The organism is Aerococcus sp. 150760013-2 (assembly GCF_053627715.1).
Map to the genome: position 1 here is coordinate 115,980 of NZ_JBSEYI010000004.1, position 20,846 is coordinate 136,825.

Annotated in this window: 14 protein-coding genes; 2 read left to right on the forward strand and 12 right to left on the reverse strand. The window is 42.3% G+C overall.

Going from position 1 to position 20,846, the window contains the following annotated elements:
- Positions 1–88: 88 nt before the first annotated feature.
- From ACUW85_RS03345 to pth, 4 genes are all read right to left on the reverse strand, one after another.
- Complete coding sequence (locus tag ACUW85_RS03345) at positions 89–367, reverse strand: RNA-binding S4 domain-containing protein (protein WP_048727786.1); 279 nt, start codon at positions 365–367, stop codon at positions 89–91.
- Positions 368–661: 294 nt separating this feature from the next.
- Positions 662–2,326: a putative polysaccharide biosynthesis protein gene (locus ACUW85_RS03350; protein WP_182023170.1), complete on the reverse strand. Its 1,665-nt coding sequence runs from the start codon at positions 2,324–2,326 to the stop codon at positions 662–664.
- Positions 2,327–6,028: a transcription-repair coupling factor gene (mfd, locus tag ACUW85_RS03355; protein WP_182023171.1), complete on the reverse strand. Its 3,702-nt coding sequence runs from the start codon at positions 6,026–6,028 to the stop codon at positions 2,327–2,329.
- 22 nt (positions 6,029–6,050) lie between these two features.
- Positions 6,051–6,614: an aminoacyl-tRNA hydrolase gene (gene pth / locus ACUW85_RS03360; RefSeq protein WP_016896536.1), complete on the reverse strand. Its 564-nt coding sequence runs from the start codon at positions 6,612–6,614 to the stop codon at positions 6,051–6,053.
- 852 nt (positions 6,615–7,466) lie between these two features.
- Between pth and ACUW85_RS03365 the strand changes: the two genes are divergently transcribed.
- Positions 7,467–8,423 carry an L-lactate dehydrogenase gene (locus tag ACUW85_RS03365; RefSeq protein WP_182023172.1) on the forward strand — a complete coding sequence of 319 codons (957 nt, stop codon included), beginning with the start codon at positions 7,467–7,469 and terminating at the stop codon, positions 8,421–8,423.
- Between the two features lie 88 nt (positions 8,424–8,511).
- Here the strand turns inward: ACUW85_RS03365 and ACUW85_RS03370 are convergent, their stop codons facing one another.
- The 5 genes from ACUW85_RS03370 to ACUW85_RS03390 form a co-directional block, all read right to left on the reverse strand.
- A complete protein-coding gene (locus tag ACUW85_RS03370) occupies positions 8,512–9,450 on the reverse strand; it encodes an AEC family transporter (RefSeq protein ID WP_003143121.1) in 939 nt (312 codons plus the stop codon).
- A 218-nt stretch (positions 9,451–9,668) separates the two neighbouring features.
- Complete coding sequence (locus ACUW85_RS03375; RefSeq protein WP_111856584.1) at positions 9,669–10,664, reverse strand: ribose-phosphate diphosphokinase; 996 nt, start codon at positions 10,662–10,664, stop codon at positions 9,669–9,671.
- A 125-nt stretch (positions 10,665–10,789) separates the two neighbouring features.
- On the reverse strand, positions 10,790–12,169 hold the full coding sequence (gene glmU / locus ACUW85_RS03380; RefSeq protein WP_182023173.1) for a bifunctional UDP-N-acetylglucosamine diphosphorylase/glucosamine-1-phosphate N-acetyltransferase GlmU: 1,380 nt from the start codon (positions 12,167–12,169) through the stop codon (positions 10,790–10,792).
- Positions 12,170–12,271: 102 nt separating this feature from the next.
- Positions 12,272–13,633: a DEAD/DEAH box helicase gene (locus ACUW85_RS03385; protein WP_182023174.1), complete on the reverse strand. Its 1,362-nt coding sequence runs from the start codon at positions 13,631–13,633 to the stop codon at positions 12,272–12,274.
- 102 nt (positions 13,634–13,735) lie between these two features.
- A complete protein-coding gene (locus tag ACUW85_RS03390; protein WP_182023175.1) occupies positions 13,736–15,100 on the reverse strand; it encodes a metallophosphoesterase in 1,365 nt (454 codons plus the stop codon).
- Between the two features lie 473 nt (positions 15,101–15,573).
- On the opposite strand from ACUW85_RS03390, the gene uvrC reads away from it, so the two are divergent.
- On the forward strand, positions 15,574–17,451 hold the full coding sequence (gene uvrC, locus ACUW85_RS03395; RefSeq protein WP_182023176.1) for an excinuclease ABC subunit UvrC: 1,878 nt from the start codon (positions 15,574–15,576) through the stop codon (positions 17,449–17,451).
- A 62-nt stretch (positions 17,452–17,513) separates the two neighbouring features.
- Here the strand turns inward: uvrC and ACUW85_RS03400 are convergent, their stop codons facing one another.
- From ACUW85_RS03400 to ACUW85_RS03410, 3 genes are all read right to left on the reverse strand, one after another.
- Positions 17,514–17,642 carry a YvrJ family protein gene (locus tag ACUW85_RS03400; protein ID WP_003143129.1) on the reverse strand — a complete coding sequence of 43 codons (129 nt, stop codon included), beginning with the start codon at positions 17,640–17,642 and terminating at the stop codon, positions 17,514–17,516.
- Positions 17,643–17,706: 64 nt separating this feature from the next.
- On the reverse strand, positions 17,707–19,407 hold the full coding sequence (locus tag ACUW85_RS03405; protein ID WP_182023177.1) for a DUF975 family protein: 1,701 nt from the start codon (positions 19,405–19,407) through the stop codon (positions 17,707–17,709).
- 121 nt (positions 19,408–19,528) lie between these two features.
- Complete coding sequence (locus tag ACUW85_RS03410) at positions 19,529–20,728, reverse strand: alpha/beta hydrolase (protein WP_182023178.1); 1,200 nt, start codon at positions 20,726–20,728, stop codon at positions 19,529–19,531.
- Positions 20,729–20,846: the final 118 nt, after the last annotated feature.

The window sequence follows — 20,846 nt, forward strand, 5'->3', positions numbered from 1 at the left end:
ACCCCTTTCTGTGGTTGCTTTGAATCCGTCAATCATATACTTAAATAGTATAACAATAATTCAAAGCTAGCGCCATCATAAATCAAGACTAAAGACTACCTTTTTCCTGATCCTCGTGGTAACTTTCGCCAACTATGGTAAACATATTTTCCGCTTCATCTTTTCGTGTTGTTTCTTTCAAGTTTTCAACCTGAACAGTCAGGTCTTTATTCCCAAATGTAATCACCAGTTCGTCACCGATTTTAACATCTGTACCTGACTTAGCTGGACGACCATTAATGGTAATCCGACCCTTGTCCGCAACTTCTTTAGCAACACTTCGTCTTTTAATAATTCTGGATACTTTTAAAAATTTATCTAATCGCAAAAATCTTGCTCCTTTATTATATACGTATTTTTTTGAAATTTCGGCTAGTTTCTTTTAATCTTCTCTAAATTAATCCACAAAAACCATTTCCATACTTATCTTAAATCTAGTATACCATGGTTTGCGCCTAGTCCTTAACCAATAAGCTAGGAATTTGCTAGCTTTTCCGAGGTTTTATCCCCTTACAAGCTTTAATGATTCTCTAGGCAAAATGACTATACCCCTATTGGAAACAACATTTCCGTATAGGGGACGCCTTTCCCATTTCGGGAACGTGTACTAATTCACTACGCTTTATCCCTGCAATAGCCGCCATATCAACTCGCCTTTTGGCAAGGTTTCCCAATCGACTTGGCTTAATATCGGGTCTTTCCGTAAGTAAACCATCGTCAACATAACGCCTACAAAGATTTGAATCCCCATCAACAAGGTATCCATCAACCGTTCCGGCGCTATCCCTAAAACTTGGTGCCATAAGTAAGCTAAAGTAAAGTTCACCGCAACCATTAAAACAGCTAGTAATCCTGCTTTAAAGGCTACTCGCCCCCATTTAACCAGACGTACTTCCTTAGGCAAGGTCCAATTTAGGTAAATGATCATAGCTGCTAAACCTAAATTGGTCGCCCAGGCGGCGCCTGCCGTATCTAGAAAATCAACTAAACTCGCTGTAAATATCCCTTTAACCAGCATGCCGACCATAAAGGCAATACCTGCTTTATACCACTGCCCTTGGGCTTGGAGAATATTATTTTGCCCTAATACGAGACTGGCGAAGATAACCATCATCACATAAACCATTAAGACCTCAGAGCCAGCAGAACTAGCAAATAGGAAATGGTTTAATTGAGGCATGATCGATATCAATCCGCCCGTAATGATAGTGGCGAGAAAGAGGGTCACCCGCAGGTATTGTCTGCTGACAATTTCAAATTCGCCAGCTTGCTTGCGGTCACCCTTTTTCATTAAAGCAAGGGCGGGTAAGAATGAAGTGGCAAGTGATGTGGCCACAACCATGCCTAGTTGGACGATGGGCTGGCCGCGGTCGTAAATCCCCTTCATATCCTTGGCTACCGCCGTCGCAATTCCATTATCTACCAATTGGTCGTAAACGGTAAAGGCGTCAATCAGCTGATAAAAGACCAATAGTGCTGAGAAGAAACAAATAACAAAGCCTTCTGTGACAAAGTTTTTGGTTAATTTAGTCCAAGATAATCCTGTAGCATCATCAGTCTCACTCGCTTGACCTAACCCGTAATGCCCGGCTAAAAAGTCTAGGTACATGGCCTTCTCGCGGTAATCTAACAGGTAATAAGCCATGACGATCGAAGCAGCTGCGGCGGCAATCCAAGCTGACTGCATGGTCCAAAAACCCATCTGGTAGACATCTGGATTCTTGTCAGTCACCTGCATCCGGCTAAAGATGAAGGCGACAGTTAAAATGACTGCCACCCGAACGAATTGCTCGGCAACTTGCGAAATAGCGGTTGGGGTCATAAGATTACGCCCCTGCATAAAACCTCTGGACAGGAGTAAACCTGGCATCAAGAGGAACATAAAAGACACACTTTTGATAACAGGCGCCAATAAACCATCACCCATCATAGTTGCAATCCAATCAGCCCCAAAATAAATCAGGGCAAAACAAGCGAGTGCAAAAACCGACACAATGACTGCGTATCTCTTCAACAAAGATTTACTTTGCTTGTGGTTATTTTGTAGGGCGACCTGTTTACCAATAAAAGATGGTAAACCATTTAAAGCGAAGGTCATCCCTATTCCGTATATTGGGTAGACCTGTTGGTAGACATAGAAACCTTCGTTACCGACCATATTTTGTAAAGGAACCCGGTAGATAGCAGACAATACTTTAGCCACTAAGGCTGCGAGCGTTAGAACGGCAGCCCCTTGCATGGCCACTTGGCCCGTTGACCTTGCCTTTGAATCGTCATTTTTCACCATCTAGTCACCTGCTTGATTATTTTCTGCATCTAAACCAGTTTGATTAGCTTCATTTTCAGCAGCCTTCACTTGTGCGTCTACAGCAGCTTTACTCGCCGCCTCTTCTTGTTCAGCTTTTAAGGCTTGGGATTTCTCGTAGTCAGCTTTTTCCTTAGCCAATTGGTCCGCCTTCATTTGGACTACTTTTTCGTCATCAGCTAACTTGGTTGTAAATTGCAGTAAGTAGTCCAACCATTCTTCAGTAGACAACTTGTTTAAACCTAGGCTGATCATTAAGGCAGCCCCAACTTGCTTAATCGCCAAGCGTAAAGGATTGTCCTCTAATGCCTTGAAGATAGCTGGTGTCATGATTTTTTGTTCAAGATTTTCGTGGAAAAGGATTTCTATGGTGTTGCTAGCAGTAATGCGTTTAATGCTTGTCACACCGATCTTATCGGCCGCCGCTTTAATAGCACCCACTTGCAGTAACAGTTGCGTTTCAATTGGTGGTTCACCGTATCGATCCATCAACTCATCATCCAAGTCCCACATTTCATCTACACTGGTCATGGCCTGCACCCGTTTATAAATCTCGACTTTTTGTCGCTCATCCCGGATATAGCTCTGCGGAATATAAGCATCAATAGAAAGTGATATTTCCACTGGCTCAGTTTTCTTAGCCGGTAAAATGCCTCGTTTACGTTGGACTGCTTCACGTAGCATTTGTGAATAGAGGTCGAAACCGACTGAGTTAACAAAGCCGTGTTGCTGTTTCCCGAGCATGTTACCTGCCCCACGAATGGACAAGTCACGCATGGCAATCTTAAAACCAGACCCTAGTTCCGTGAAATCACGTAAGGCCATCAAGCGTTTTTCAGATACCTCAGACAACATCTTGTCCGGCCGGTACATGAAATAGGCATAGGCAATTCGAGTTGACCGTCCAACCCGGCCCCGTAATTGGTAGAGGGTAGATAGCCCCATCCGGTCGGCTCCTTCAACCAGTAAGGTGTTGGCATTAGGAATGTCGACACCTGTCTCAATAATGGTTGTCGTCACTAAAACATCAAACTCACCAAGAACAAAGTCCATCATGACATTTTCCAGTTGGGCAACAGTCATTTGACCATGGGCAATGGCCACCCTCGCTTCAGGGACCAACTCATTGATAAAGGCCGCCTTCTCTTCGATTTGGGCCACATTATTAAAGAGATAGAAAACTTGACCATCTCGAGCAATTTCTCGTTCAATGGCATCTTTGACTGCCCCGTAATTTTGCTCCATTACAAAAGTTTGGACGGGATACCGGTTGGCTGGCGGTGTTTCAATAACAGATAAGTCCCGAACCCCTAGCATAGACATGTTTAAGGTACGAGGAATCGGTGTCGCCGTCAGGGTCAACACATCTACATTCGCTTTTAAGGCCTTCAATTTTTCCTTGGCCTTCACCCCAAACCGTTGTTCCTCATCAACCACTAATAGCCCTAAATCAAGGAATTCAACATCTTTAGATAGGACGCGGTGAGTACCAATCACAATATCCACTTGCCCTTTTTTCAAGCCCGCAATGGTTTCATTTTGTTGGGCCTTGCTTCTAAATCTAGATAATAAGCCAATTTCAAAAGGCCAGTCTGCAAACCGTTCAGTGAAGGTTTCGTAATGTTGTTGGGCTAAAACAGTCGTAGGCACTAAGAAAGCTACTTGTTTACCCTCCATTAAAGCTTTAAAGACAGCTCGCATAGCGACTTCCGTTTTTCCAAAACCGACATCTCCAACGAGTAATCGATCCATCGGTTTCTCTACTTCCATATCCTTCTTAATTTCAGCTATCGACCGGACTTGGTCATCGGTTTCTGAATACGGGAAGGCATTTTCAAATTCGGCCTGTTCAGCAGTATCTGGACTAAAAGCGAAACCTTTCTGTGCTTCACGAGAGGCGTATAATTCAATCAGTTCATCCGCAATATCTTCAATCTTGCTGGACACCTTCTGTTTGGTTTTCGCCCATTCGCTACCGCCCATTTTATTTAATTTAGGCTCACGCCCCTCAGCAGACACATATTTTTGAACCAAATCGATTTGGTCAATCGGCACATGAATAGCTGCTTGGTCGGCGAAGACAATGGTCAAGTAGTCTTGGTGGGTGCCGGCAAACTCGATAGTTTCAATACCAGTATACCGCCCAATCCCGTGGTTAACATGAACCACATAGTCCCCAACTTCTAATTGTTGGTAGTTTTTGATCCGTTCCGCATTTGAAATCAGCGGTTTCTTAGCCTTGCGTCGTTTCTTCTGGGTATGGAAGATATCCGCTTCAGCCAGTAAGACTAAACGTTCTTGGACGAATTCAATCGATCCTGATAAGCCGCCCGCAATTAGGTTAACCTTGTTGGCGAAGATATTCCCTTCGTCCGTCGCTTCAGCCGCTACATCTATTTCTCGCAAAATGGCTTGGACTTCTTTCACCCTGTCCTTGTCTTTTAACATGATAACCACTGTTCGACCTGTACGAATCCAAGCATCTAGTTCAATTTTCAGGGCATCCATTTGGTCATAAAACTGTGTAATCATTCGCGTTTGATACTGGTACAGCCCATCGAATTTCAGTGACCCTAGCCCTTGCTGCCATACTGAAAAGTAAAATTTACGACCTTTAAAAGCTTGAATACCTTCCTTAAAGTCAGCATAAACTTGGACTTGAGCCGGTAATTGCCCCATTTCAACCATGGTTTGTAAGTACATTTCGGTATTGCTGGTCCAAGTAGCCTCTTCTTGGATTAGACGCGCATAGTCGTCCAAAATCAAGAAAGCTTGGTCGCCAATATAGTCAAGGATGGTCGTGGTTTCTGGGTACATATACCGGTGGAAGTATTTAGAGTTTTCCGTGGTTTCGCCATTTTTCCATGCAAGGACTTCATCGTTAACAACGGCAGTCGCTAAATCTTTAACCACGTCGTCCTTTATCTTAGCCAACGACTTGGCCATCAGTTTTTGGAAGGCATCAGCTTGGGCTTGTAATTGTTGCGGCAAGACAATGAATTCTTGCGACGGTTGGATGTTGATACTTGGTTGGTCTTGCAGGGATTTTTGAGTGTTGGGATCAAAAGTTGAAATCCGTTCTACCTCGTCAAAGCCCACAGATACTCGGACTGGATATTCGGCATTTATAGGATAAAAGTCTACGATGTCCCCGCGTTGACTCATTTCACCTGGGGTCATGACAATTTCAGCCCGTTGGTAACCTTGATTTAACAGACGTTGAACTAGGGTAGCTGGTTCTAATTCGTCCCCTAATTTGACTAGTAAACGAGTGTTGTCCCAAATTTCAGTTGGGGTTAATAGGCGTTTCAAACCAAACATAGGCGTGATTAGGACACCAGTCGCTTTAGGGTCACGCGCCCAATTTAAAACATTCAACCGGTCGGCTAAGGCTTCTGGACTGGCAATCGCCCAGTCAGCAGCCACAGATTCTGGCACATTAAAGAGATGCAATTGTTCATCAGAAAAGTCACTTTGTAGGTCATTATAAAAGTGGTCGGCTTGCAGTAGATTGTTGGTTACAATGACTACTTTTTGCTCGCTGGCCAAATTCAGTAGGGTTTTAGCCATATAAGCCCGACTGGCCCCTTGAAGGCCTAGATATAGGACTGATTGACCTGATTTGGCTTGTTGTTTAAATGATTCATTTTGAGATTCCTGCAAGAAAAATGTTTGTAAATCCAAGCGGTCTCCCTCCTTTTCTTGGCTAGTTGTTGTAGTTGGTCATGGTTTCTTCAAAAGAATTGCCTGCTAACCAGTAGTCAATGGCTTCAACCGCTGCACGCGTAGCAGCAAGCATTGGGGTATGGTCTTCTTTAGGGAATCTTGATAGGACGTGGTTGACAACGGTCCCTTCTTTACCCGGATGGCCGATTCCTAGTTTAATGCGGCGAATTTTGTCGGTACCAAGGTGGGCAATCAGTGATTTCACCCCGTTGTGTCCACCAGCAGACCCCTTTTGACGTAAACGAATCCGGCCTGGATCCATATCTAAATCATCATAAACCACTAAAATATCTTCTACTGGAATTGAATAATAGTTGGCCATAGCGCCAACCGCTTCTCCTGAATTATTCATAAAGGTAGTTGGTTTTAGGAAAATCACTTTCTCCCCGTTAACAAAAGTTTCAAAGTATTCCCCTTTAAAGCCTGTTTTGTTGAAAGTCTCATTATGTTGGTAGGCCCATTCATCTAAAGCGATAAAGCCAATGTTGTGTCGTGTGCCCTCATATTTTTTACCTGGATTACCCAATCCGACGATTAATTTCATTCTTGATAGCTCCTTGTTTTCGCTTCTAATATTCGTTTAAATACTTGTTGTCATGTTGTATAGGTATTTTCTAGTTATCGATAAGTCAAACTCAAATTCATCTATAATAGTGCATTGCCCTTTATTTGCCAATCGTCATCTCGATAATAGACTCTAAATTCGTAGCACAAATCCTTGTTAACACACAAAAACCTGCACAGGCATTCACTCGCCCCTAGCGAGTTAGCCCATACAGCGCCTATATATTCGATAGGTTTATTATACCACAAAGAGCCCCTCGGCTTGAAAGATAAAAGCCTGGTCCTTGTGCACAGTGAACGCTAGTTCATTTTGTTCACGTGTTATAGTAGCCAATTTTTGCGACTTTAGGAGGTCTTACTTGGAAAGCGGATACATTTTTGCCATAATAGGGGTGGAGGCCCATTTAAAAGTGGTCGCCCACCATCATCACCGTCCCCTTTTTACAAGAAATTGACTAAAGTTCGAAACAATATTGTTTCATTTACGAACGCTTTACGCAACTTTTCACAAAGTTTCTTATTTTTATTAGTACAGATTCAAACTACATATGTAACAGTTTTTTATATTTTTTAAAAACACTTGATATCAAGCTTTTGTATCCGTTTACAAGCGTTATAAAGTTCCAATTATACTAAAATACTTGAAAAATAATGATAAAAACCTATTGATTTTTTTAAACAGGATGGTATGATTATGTTAAATATTTCACTAACTAATCAACAAGCTAATTTTTAAACCGATTGTTCACTAGCTTTGCACGGGTTAATGGAACATTTACCATATGGTTTGCTTCGTACACTATAAGAGACAAAAAGTTAAGGAGAATATATTATGTCAAAAAATGGTCAAAAAGTTATTTTAATTGGTGATGGTGCTGTAGGATCTGCATTTGCATACGCTTCTGTAATTCAAGGTGTTGGTAGAGAATTAGGAATTATCGATTTAGACGAAGACCGCGTTGAAGGTGATGTATTAGACCTTATCGACGCCCTAGCTTACACATCTCCTAAGAAAATCTACAAGGCAACTTACGATGACTGTTCTGACGCTGATGTCGTTGTCATTACTGCCGGTGCTGCACAAAAACCTGGTGAAACACGTTTAGATTTAGTGGATAAAAACTTACGTATCTTCAAGATCATGGTTGATCAAGTTATGGCTTCAGGCTTTGACGGTATCTTCTTAGTAGCAACAAACCCAGTAGATATCTTAACTTACGCAACTTGGAAATTCTCTGGCCTACCTGCTAACCGCGTCATCGGTTCTGGTACGTCTTTAGACTCAGCCCGTTTCCGTCAAGAATTAGCCACTACATTAGATGTTGACGCACGAAACGTCCACGCCTACATCATGGGTGAACACGGTGACACTGAATTCCCTGTATGGTCACACGCAAACATTGGTGGCCAATCAATTTACGAGTGGGTATCTCAAACTTCAGCAATAGACGAAGAAGCTTTAGTGAACTTGTTCTACCACGTACGTGACAAGGCTTATAAGATTATCGAGAAAAAAGGCGCAACTTACTACGGTATTGGTGTATCTTTAGTCCGCATCTTAAAAGCTATCTTAAATGACGAAAATGCTATCTTACCTGTATCTGTTTACCTAGATGGCGAATACAACCAAAATGATGTTTATATTGGTGCTCCAGCTATCATCAACCGTGAAGGTATGCGTGGTGTCATCGAAGCTGACTTAAACGACCACGAACAACAACAAATGGACTTGTCAGCAACTAAATTACGCGATACCTTAGAAACAGCTTGGGCAAAATTAGACTTCTAATTACCCAACGCATTCTACTACAAGACGCTCATTAATACATAAAACCCCCTAAGTTCCGCGACTTAGGGGGTTTTTGCTTACTGTTTTATTAGAATAAACCAAATGTTTTCATCAAGGCAATCAAGAATACCAAGGTAATCATAGAAAAGATGGTCGTAAACACCACTGTTTGGTTGGCTAAGTCCCCGTCTCCGTCCGCTGCAATGGCTTGAGCATAAGACGATACAGCCGTTGGACCTGCAAAGGCGATCAGGATAGAAACGATTGCATCCCCTCTAAAACCTAGAATAGCACCGAGGGTAATTGCGATCAAAGGAATAATAATCAATTTATTGGCTACCGTAAAGATTAAGGCAAAATCGACATCTTTCAATTTAAAAGAGAAAGTCCCCCCCATGACCATCAAGGCAAGCGGTGATACCATTCGGTTAATGTTGGTTAAAGAAGTATTGATGGCTTCAGGAAATTGTAGACCCAGTAAGATAACAATCAAACCAATGAACGTGGCAATCACCATTGGGTTCGTGATAATACTTCTACCCATCTGTTTAAAAGACACCTTATCTTCTGAATATAAAGAAAAACCGACGACCGACATGATATTCCAGAACGGCACGATGATGGCCAAGGTAATAGTCACCATCCCCAAATTTTCTTCACCTAATAGAGATGTCCCCAAGGGTAAACCAAATAGGATGGCGTTCGCTCTGACTGACCCCTGTAGCATCACCCCGTAACGGGTCCGGTCATTGGATACCCTTGGAATAATAAAGGCTAGCATAAAGTACAGGATTAAAGCGATGACAAAAATATAAGTCAAGGCATAGCCGTTGAATGATTGCTTGAAATCAGACTTATAAATATTGGTGAATAAGTTGATTGGTAGCAAAATTTTAAATAAGGCTTTGTTAAAGTCTTGAAAGGATTCTTGTTTAATCATCCCCGCTTGGGCAAAAAATTGCCCAAAAAGCATATAGATTAACATCGGCATGACTGCATTAAACCCGATCATAAAATTACTAAACATAAATTTCCTCCAATATAAAATGTTTTGACAAACGCTCGGCGTGCTTACCAAGGGACTGCCACTTTTCTAGCACCTGAATAATTTACAATAAACCCATTGTAGCATACCACTCCAAGATTTCTACACATGGGAATTTCCAAGACAATGAAAGAGCAGTCCCGCCAGCAATGGTAGGACTGCCCTTTTTCAATTTATCTATCACTTACTCATCAAAAGGCTTATTCAATGACGTGGTGCATGCCTTCGAATTTTTCGTTGAATAATGGTGATACTGAACGATTTTCGTGGATACGTACAATGGCTTCCGCGATTAATTCAGATACTGTTACTTGTTTGATTTTATCGATACGTTTTTCATCTGGTAAGTAGATTGAATCGGAAACGACCACTTCGTCTAATACTGAGTCTTCTAAACGTTGGATTGCTGGGCCAGATAATACTGGGTGTGTACAGCAAGCCACAACAGATAATGCGCCCGCGTCTTTGATTGCTGATGCAGCTAGGGTAATGGTACCCGCTGTGTCAATCATGTCATCGATGATAATAGCGTGACGATTAGAAACATCGCCTACAATATTCATCACTTCAGCAACGTTGGCTTTAGGTCGACGTTTATCGATAATGGCAATCGGTGCTTTTAAGAATTCAGCTAGTTTACGTGCACGTGTTACCCCACCATGGTCAGGTGAAACAACAACGATGTCTGAATCGGTATAACGGTCATTGGTTAAGAAGTATTCTGCTAGTAATGGCGCACCGTATAGGTGGTCTACTGGCACTTCGAAGAAACCTTGGATTTGCGCAGCATGTAAGTCTAACGCAAGGATGCGAGTTGCACCAGCATTTTCCATCATACGCGCCACTAATTTCGCTGTGATTGGTTCTCGCGGTTGTGCCTTACGGTCTTGGCGGGCGTAGCCAAAGTAAGGAATCACAACATTGATCTCTTCGGCACTTGCACGACGACAAGCATCAATCATGATTAATAATTCCATCAAGTTATCATTTACTGGGTCAGATGTTGATTGGATGATATAAACATTGTCCCCACGAATAGATTCCTCAATCGCAATTTTAATTTCACCATCACTGAAATGTGACACTGAAATATGACCTAACTCTACGCCCATTGAAGTTGCAATTTTTTCAGCAAGTTCATTGTTTGAACTCAATGAAAAGATTTTTAGTCCATGATCGACTATAGATTCTGACATTTTTTTCCCTCCACAATACTGAATGCTCAGACACTCTTATCATCCCTATTCTACCATAGAAGAACGACGATTGTTAGCTAAATAGCGAATCGAAAAATGTGAATTTAGTTAAAATATTTGCAGGATTAGTCTTTTTTACCAATTGGTAATCTATCCCAGAAACCGTCTTTATTTTCTTGACGAGAACGGGCAATCCCTAAAGCCTTGCTTGGGACATCTTTGGTAATCGTTGAACCAGCTGCTAAAAATGCATTGGCTTCAACATTTACAGGTGAAATGATCGTCACGTCAGACCCGATAAATGAGTTGTCCCCGATTGTTGAATGGTGTTTGTTCACACCATCGTAGTTTGCAAAAATCACACCACAAGAAACATTGATATTTTTGCCTAAAGTTGCGTCACCAATATAAGTTAAATGACCGACCTTAGTGCCTGCACCAATATGTGCTTTTTTAATTTCCACAAAATTTCCGATATGGGCATTTTCATCAATAACAGATGCCGGACGTAAGTGAGCATTTGGCCCAATATCCACGCCATCTTTCACTTGGCTTTCTTCAATTTCAGAAGCACGGACTTTCACACGGTCCCCAATCTTAGAATCACGGATTGTTGTCCCTGAATAAATATGGCAATCTTCACCAATCACAGTATCCCCTTTAAGGTATACATTTGGTTGAATCACTGTATCCGCGCCAATTTCAACGTCCGCTTCAATATAAACCGCATCAGGGTCGACAATCGTTACCCCATTGCGCATATGGTATTCGTTAATACGTTTAAACATGGTTTTGTTAGCTTGCGCTAAAGCCACACGGTCATTTACCCCAAGGGACTCATCTAAGTTATCCATTTGGAAGGCCCCAACAGCCTCGCCAGCTTCCTTCAAGATTTCAATCACATCTGGCAAGTAGTATTCACCTTGCGCATTGTCATTACCGACTTTATTTAAAGCGTCGAATAATAAGGCATTATCAAAGACATAAGTCCCTGTGTTAATTTCAGTAATTAATTTTTCAGCATCATTGGCATCTTTTTGCTCAACAATTTTCACCACTTGGTCCTCTTTATCACGGACAATACGGCCGTAACCAGTCGGATCATCAGCAGGTGCAGTTAAAATCGTCGCTTTAAAGCCGGCCTCTTCATGGACATCTAACAAACGCGCAATCGTATCCGCTGTAAATAAAGGCGTATCACCACAAATAACTAAAGTCGTACCTTCTTTATCAGCCAATTCACTCGCCGCTTGTTGCACCGCATGACCAGTACCCAACTGCTCCGTTTGTATTGTATAAGCCGTACGGTCGCCCAATAACTCTTGGACCGCCTCCGCACCATGACCAACAATTGTCACCACTTCATCAATCCCAGCGTCATTCACACTAGTCAAAACGTGGTCTACCATAGGTTTACCCGCAACTGGGTGTAACACCTTATACAATTTAGACTTCATACGAGTCCCTTTACCTGCTGCTAGAATTACTGCATAACGGTTGCTCATTATGTACATTCACTCCTCTAAAATCATTTATCCACTATTCAATATTTATCTCAATATTACTAATTCATTGTATCGAATTCCAAGCCGTTCGACCAGTCCAGATTAATCCTTGTGCCGCCTAGCTCCTTTATTCTTATTATCCCGCTTACGATTCTTCTTCCGTGCCTTCGCCGGTGCCGCCGCTTTATTCGCTTGTTTCGGTTTTTTCACCCGCGCTTTTGCTTTGACAGCCGCCCCCTCTTTTTCTTCCTGTAAAAGGGGTTGGTCTTCGTCGTTATGGCTCGCACTCGGTACCTGGTCCGTCAGTTGCCCCCCATAAGTATAGAATGCTGTCAGCTGAATATCATCACCAACCTGCTTCTTCAAATCTCTAAGCGAACGATCGTTAACGAAAGTCAAGACCAGTCCTGCTTTCCCCATACGGCCAGTTCGCCCAGCCCGGTGGGTATATTGTTCAGGTGTCGCTGGTAAATCATACTGAATAACCAAAGGTAGGTCTTCAATATCCAAACCACGTGCCGCAACATCCGTTGTAAATAGGTAAGTATATTCACCCTTCGTGAACTTGGCAATGGCTTGCTGGCGGTTTTGCGCCGCCATCTTCGAATGCAGATAAGCCGTTTGAATATGGTTGAACTGCAATTTTTGTTGCAACTGTTCAATTTCAGCTACCGTACGGACAAATACTAAGGCCCGCATCCCCTCAACTTGAGCAAGTCGACGTAACATATCGTCACGCTTACGAACAGGAACATTAATATAGCCATCTTGTCGTTGTTTTTCAAAGGCCGTGCCTATTTTTTCAGCTGCCAATTCAATTACAGGTTCAGCCAATAAGTCACTAGCTAAACCAGCCAAAGTATCTGGTACTGTTGCTGAGAATAAAGCCACTTGCGCTCTACCCGGTAATTTTTTAACCAATTGCTTGGTTTGGCCAATATGTTCCTCATCTAACAAAGCATCCGCCTCATCAATAATGATAGTATCCACTTCATGAACCTTCAACTTACGTTGGTCAATCAGTTCAATCATCCGGCCCGAAGTCCCGACAATAATATCCGGTCTTTCTCTAATTTTCTCAATTTGCCGCTTCACATTCGCGCCACCAATAATTTTCATGGCTTTGAAGTCGACAGCTCGTGCCCAGGATTGGACCACGTCCCCCACTTGGGAAGCCAATTCTTGTGAAGGCACCAAAACAATTAGTCTCAAGCCCCCATTGTATTGACCTTGAGACGCTTCTCGTTCAGCCACCATTCGGCTTAAAACCGGTAGTAAATAAGCTAAGGTTTTCCCTGAACCTGTTGGTGCTGATGCAATCACACTTTGGGCATCATACATCGGTTGGAAGGTCTCAGTTTGAATATCAGTTGCTTGGCCAAAGCCAGCTGACTGCCATTTGTCCTGAAGCCCATTAGGTAATTGGCTTACAAAACCAGTTATTTGTGTATCATTTTCCGTCATTTTAGTCCTCTATTTCTTTTTTCTACTTTACTGCTTATGGTTCAATATTGGCTACAAAAGATAAGGGCCATGGTTAGGCCCTCTTCTTTAAGTCAATAACCCCTATTTTTTCTTAGGGTCCTTCACAATAAATACATCTTCATTTAAATTATCAGAGAAGATTTTCTCTGTATTTACGTTTTCATCTACGACAGTTCTTTCATTTGTTTCTGGGTCCAACAAGATATAAGACGACTTAATACTTGGGTTATGCGGTACTTTCTCCTCATCATCAGCCTCATATTTAGGGGCTTCGATCGTCGAACGGTCTACTGCATCATCATCATAGTCATTATTGTCTACAAAAGGATTTTCTCTTGGATCTGTCATGTCCGTTTCCTCCTCATTCGGCACCAATGTATAGGCATCAACATTTGCTTCTTCATCAATGGCATCAATAATTTCTTGGCTACTTGTGGCATCCGGTGTCACTGAAAAGTACCCTTGCGCTTGCGCGCGTGCTTGCTTGCGGGCTAGATATTGGGCTTCTACTTGCTGAAAGGTTACCCCACCCTCTTGCTCAGTGATGTAATCAATGGATTTGGTCAAGCCGTCAACAGCCCGGTCAATATCCGTTGTTAAATGGACAGCAATCACTTCTGGGCGGTTGTTTAAACGAATTGGGAAACTTGATGGCCCAATCCCGCGTGAAACCACCATTTGCTTGTCAGGGTTACCGGGTAAGTAGAAAACACCTGCTGTATACTTGGGAAATTTCCCTTGGTTAGGAGCAAATAATCCACCGATTCCCGGCACGCGGATTTGACCACCGTGGGCATGACCTGATAAAACCAAATCAGGTGACTTATTGATATTTTCATGATACCGCAAGAAGGCTTCTGGATGGTGGGCCAATAAGATTTTTGGTTGCGCCATTTGATCAGCTGTTAAATCTACTGTTCTCAAGGCATCTCCAACTAAGAAATATTTATTCTTTTTATCATCTAAGCCCATCAAGGTCAGCGGTTGACCCTTATAAGTATAGGTAATGGCCCGGTCATTTAGATGAACGATTCCTGCTGCTCCCATGGTACGGACTAAAAGGTTATGTTGCAATGACGCTGCATCATGATTACCAAAAGTGGCAAATGTTGGTGCAATGTCAGTCAAAGCTTTAAAGAATGTAAACAAGGTCGCTTCGTCTAAATTAGATGCATCGGTTTGGACAATATCTCCCGTAATCGCGATGATATTTGGTTGCATATCATAGACATGATCTAAAATATCATTCAAGTCTACATTTTGATCAGGTAGGTGTAAGTCAGACAGGTGGGCAATAGTAAAGCCATTCAAACTGTCTTTGAAACGAGGATTCTCGACAAAGTAATCTGTCGTTCCAACAGTATAATTTTGCCACCTAACATAAGCAGCACCTAACGCTAAGGAACCCAAGCCTAATAAAGTGTTGAAAGCTGATTTTTTTGTCATAACAATTCCTCCTTGGTTTTTATTTCCCAAACTCAAATCTCACTCAGCCTAGGAAATTTACTTTATCTACATGTAGCCCTCTTGAAAAAGGACCACGCTTTACTTGCTAGCTTTGTTGTATATTTTACCATATCGAGCCCAATCCTTATAACACAAAGGTGGATAATACCAATTCTATGCTACTATTCCATCCTAGCATGCAAATTACTGCCAAAAATCGTTGCTGCGTGGTATAATTTCGGATTGAATAGGAAAAAAACAAGATAAGTACGGCACATATACTGTGCTAACTATGTGCCGTACTTATTGATGGCATTATTTAATTAATGTATATCAAGCATGCTTAATAAACTTTGCTAATTAATACAATTTTTCCATGACAAATGTTCAAATATAGAATCCTAGATTGATTAAATTACTTAACTTTGAGGTCTAATATTAGGGCCGCTATTATTGACGGAAGGAGGCCAAGGATGGCTAGTGAGTTAATTGAGAATTTGTTGACCCTTGTACCAGCTTTGCCTGGTTGTTACATTATGAAGAATGCTGATGACCAGATTATTTATATTGGTAAGGCGAAGAATTTAAAAAATCGTGTCCGTTCCTATTTCAAGTCAACCCATACTGGTAAGACGGCTCAGCTTGTGAGTGAAATTGACCATTTTGACTATATTGTCACGCAAACGGATAAAGAGAGTTTGCTGCTTGAAATTAATCTGATTAAGAAACACCAGCCTCACTACAATATACGCTTGAAGCATGGGACCATGTATCCTTATATCAAGATTACCAATGAGCGTGATCCACAGATGATTATTACGTCTGTGGTGGAGGATGATGGTGGCGAGTACTTTGGTCCCTATCCGAATATTTATGCGGCATCCGGTACCCTCGATTTACTGCAGAAGACCTATCCTTTGCGTAAGTGCGGGAAGAATGAGAAGCGGGCTTGTTTCTATTACCACCTCGGGCAATGTATTGGTCCTTGCGACCATGAAGTGCCAGTGGAAGAATATAAAGCGCAGAAAGCACGGATTCGCCGTTTCCTAAATGGTGATGTGAAGAATATTAAGGATGATTTGAAAGGGAAAATGACTGCTGCTTCTGAAGACTTGCAGTTTGAACGGGCTGCTGAGTACCGTGACCAAATCAACTATATTGAACAAACGGTGGAACCACAAAATATCATGTCTAAGCAATACAATGACCGTGATGTCTTTGCCTTTTACTTTGACAAAGGTTGGATTTCAATCCAAGTATTCTTGTTACGGCAGTTTTCCATTATTAAGCGGGACTCGGCCCTTTTCCCAGTGTATTCTGACCCCGAAGAGGAGTTGACTTCCTACATCGTCCAATTCTACCAAGAAGCCAACCATACGAAGCCTAAAGAAATTTTGGTGCCGGGTAACTTGGACAATGAATTGATTGCGGATACTGTTGAAGTGAAGGTATCGACACCTAAACGAGGTGACAAGCACAAGATGCTGCAGATGGCACAACGAAATGCCAAGATTGCCCATCTAGACAAATTTAGGTTATTGGCCATGAAGGAACAAAAAACGACCGGTGCTGTTGACCAATTGTCTGAAGCCTTGAACCTACCTTACTTGAAAGTCATTGAAAGTTTTGACCATTCAAATATCCAAGGGACTAACCCGGTATCGGCGATGGTGGCCTATGAGGACGGGCGTCCGAATAAATCTATGTACCGTAAATACAAGATCAAGACGGTTGATGGATCCAATGAGTTTGCGACAACCCAAGAGGTTATCCGGCGTCGTTATGGACGCCTCCTGAAAGAGAATGGGCATTTTCCTGATTTAATCTTGATGGATGGTGGTGCAATTGAAGTGAATGCTGCTAAGGAAGTCTTGGAAGATGAGCTTGGTTTAGACATTCCAGTGGCTGGTATGGTCAAGGATGATAAGCATAGGACGGCCAACCTAATTTTTGGTGATCCTCTGACCATTATCCCACTTGATCCTCGGTCCCAGGCTTTCCATCTCTTACAACGGATTCAAGATGAGGTCCACCGGTTTGCGATTACCTTCCACCGTAAGACTAGAAGTAAACAATCCTTTACTTCTAAATTAGATGGGATTGACGGCGTTGGTCCTAAAACACGGACCAAGGTCTTGCGTCACTTTAAGACGATGAAAGCTGTTCGCGAAGCCACGATTGCGGATATTCAAGCATTATCTATTCCAGAAAAAGTGGCTGTTGAAATTCATAAGGCTGCTTGGGACGGGCAAAAGAACTCGCCTTATGCAAATGAGAGCCTTGTTGATGATAGCGAAACGAATGCAGTTGACGAAATTCTGTTAGATATTGATCAAGATTTAAGTAAATAGCATAATATGCACTAAAAAGGCGCCTAGCCTCATTCGAAATTGAATGGGCTAGGCGCCTTTTTCTATTGTGCTAGTTTTTCGACGGCTGCGATTAGGTCATCCAGCTTTTTCTCTGTTCGCGTCATCAAGTAAATCGACACAAATATGGGAAAGCCAACATTACCAATCAGTTGCATGGAAACATCCAACATATCCAAAACCACCACCTCCTTATATAAAAGAACGGTAGTGGTTTGGTTTTTGACAAGTATTCAATTAGTTTTGATGATCTGGATCGATTTCTGGATCATACTCCACATCTTTATCGAAATCACCAGGATTTAACATACCGTCTTCACCTGATTCAGCCTTGTCTGCTGCTATAATAACATCCTTAGCCTGTTCAACTTTACCAAAATCCGTACGGTCTGGTGTGTTGTAGCCCATAATATTATAAGGTTTCTTTCCCGGCGTTTGGTCCTCATTTTTTGTTGTATCATCTGAAATTGCTTGGCCGCCCACTACGTATGAGTGACGTACAGCTGCTGATTCTGATGCTGGACCTGCATTCAAGTCAAAGCTAGGCTTTTCTTGTGCTGGTCTTTCTGCGTTGTAATCAGACGCTTCTACCGTAAAGTGGTTACGGATGGCTGAAATAGGACCTTCACTTGTTGTATAAGTAGCTTGATAAGGTTGACGCACAGCTGCATCTTGACCTACTTTGTATGAACCTCGTAAGGCTGAAGATGAGCCTGCAGTGTTTTCAGCTACTTGGTCTGCTTCATATTCGCTAGATTCAGTCACTTCGTCATCTTGGCCAGCTTTTTCTTCGTCAGCTAAGGAGAATACTGCGGCAGCACCTGCTGCTGTAGCGGCTGTTTCACCCACATAGTTGTCAGCTTGGTCAGCTGCTATGGTTTCTTTTTCTGCTTGAGTTTCCCTAATCGCTTGGTTAGCAGCTGTACCTGTAGCGACATCATCAGCTGGATGAATGGCTGTTGCATTTTCCGTAAAGGCTGGACGTTGCTCAGTGTGGTATTCGTTTACTGGTGCGTCTGGTGTTAGGTCTAATTCTGGAAAACGGCGGTCTAAATCATCACCGTGTTCGTCAGTAATTAAACGGTATAGTAAAGCTGTCGCAACCATTTGACGGATTGTATATTTAATGGAGAAGATCATGATGGCTACAGTCGCGATAATCGCTAAGATAGCAATTAAGATACCACCGTTATTTAGGAAGGCACCTAATAGTCCTAAACCACCAAAAATCACAATAGCTAGTAAGACTGGGTAAAGGGCATTTTGAAAACCAATCCAGAATAAGGTCCACTTGTTCCCTTTCATCATGACTTTAGACACCTTCAATGGCTTGCGGCCACCAATACGGTCATTATCAAATAGTAGGTAGTTGTTCATCACTAAACGCAAGGTAACGATTGTCATCAAGATAATAAAAAGAAGCACTAACCCTACTGCAAGACCTGCTAATCCTGAATAATCACCTGCTGTTAAGTCAGTTGGCGGTGTTAAAGATTGACCAGTTAGGTAGAAGATTCCAACACCAATACCACCAAGAACTACGGCAAACAAGATTATCCATAAAAAGATGACGATAGTATAGATAATTTGGTTCCAGATATTACGAAAATAACGACGTTGGAACGGTTCGAAAATATTCCCAATATGGAAACGATCCTCATCCACCAATCGTAAAACCGACCAATCAATCCCTAAGCTTAATGGGAAAGAAATAAAGATCGAAATAATCAACGATACCATACCCGCAATCGTCAACATAGAATCTTTTGCGGTTGTCGTATCGGTTGTGCCGGTAATCATTTCAATTGCCCAAGTAATCAAGCCTGTAATAATCCCGGTAACTAAAGTCGCACCAAAAATCGCTAGGGTATTCCCCTGCTGTATGGCACTCGCTTCTTTGTTTATCTCCGAAGCTTTTCGTGAAATTTTATAAGACATTTTACACACTCCCTTTTTGTTGATCTTTTTAAAATTAATCACTTACATTTTTTCTTCTGTATGTGAAAAATACTATATACCTTATTATACATGAAACCCATTTAGGTATTGAAGGAAAGGGTCACACACTTTCAGATTCAGTCATTTTCCCCAAGCCAAAGGTCTCTCTAAAGCGGATGCCAATCTCACTTAAGGCATCTTCTGATTGGGGGAAGATCCCTATTTTATCGACAAAACCATGGTCTAAACCCCGATAACGGAAGAAGGACGTTTGGACACCATTTGTCACCAGGCGCTTGGCATAGGCTTCTGACTCAATCCGCAAGAAATCGTATTCCGCCGTCACAATAATGGTCGGTGGCATTTGTTGAATGGTTTTATCTGAAGCGAATAGTGGCGACACCAGCGGATCTTTGAGGTCCACATTTTTAGCATATAACTTGTTAATATAATGAACACCAATTCCAAGTGACTTGACGATAAAGGTAATGATTTCGTCGTTGTCATGGATATCATACTCATCCAAGGACCACTCATAACCCGGCGTTTCCTTAAGTGCCATATTAACGATGGGGTAAAGGAGAATTTGCTGTTTAATCCACTGGTTACCCGATTCGATGTCATAGATATTCATGGCTGCAGCAATATTAGCACCCGATGAATCACCCATGATGGCTATTTTTCCAGGGTCTACACCTAGCATTTCAGCGTTATCACGGACCCAACCAAGCATCGCGATTCCGTCCACTAAGGCGTGGGGAAAGGGTTTCTCTGGTGCCAAGCTATATGGAAAGGCCACTACAACAGCACCGGCCTTATAGGCAATCCCCCGGCAGGTATTGGTAATGGTATCAAAGGTCGTCCCAATAAAGCCCCCACCATGAAGGTAAAGGATTACAGGTGCTGGCTCATTTGCTTGTTGCACTTCATCCGGATAGAAGACCCGGGCATGCATAAACCGTTCTTCAATAGGGAAGTCATACTCGCGAATAGTCACTTGACCGTCTGAAATGTCCCGGTTTAAAGTCGTCCCCACTACCCGTCGATACAAGAATAGGAAGGGGTTATATTGTTTCTCGATAATGTTGTTGAGGTATTGAATCACTGGCGTCGGGTCCCGGTGAATTTTAATCGACCCAACCAAGCGCTCGTCCAATTGGCCGCCAACATCTGAGGTCGGCAATTTTTTTAAGATAAATTCACCATTTGGAAAAGTCCGTCTGGTATAGCGATTTTTCATTAATTTGACTTGTTCATAGTATCTTAAATCTGGCTGTATTTTTGGTTGTCGCTGCCGTCCGACAGTCGAAATGATTCCCATGATTGGCCCCTTTCAAATGTTGAGTCTCGCGTCTATCGTTTATGTTCGATGACCTGCCGCCAACTTACAAGAATCCCCCTATTAGCGTATCCTGAGTGGCCTGTCATTGAGAAAAGCA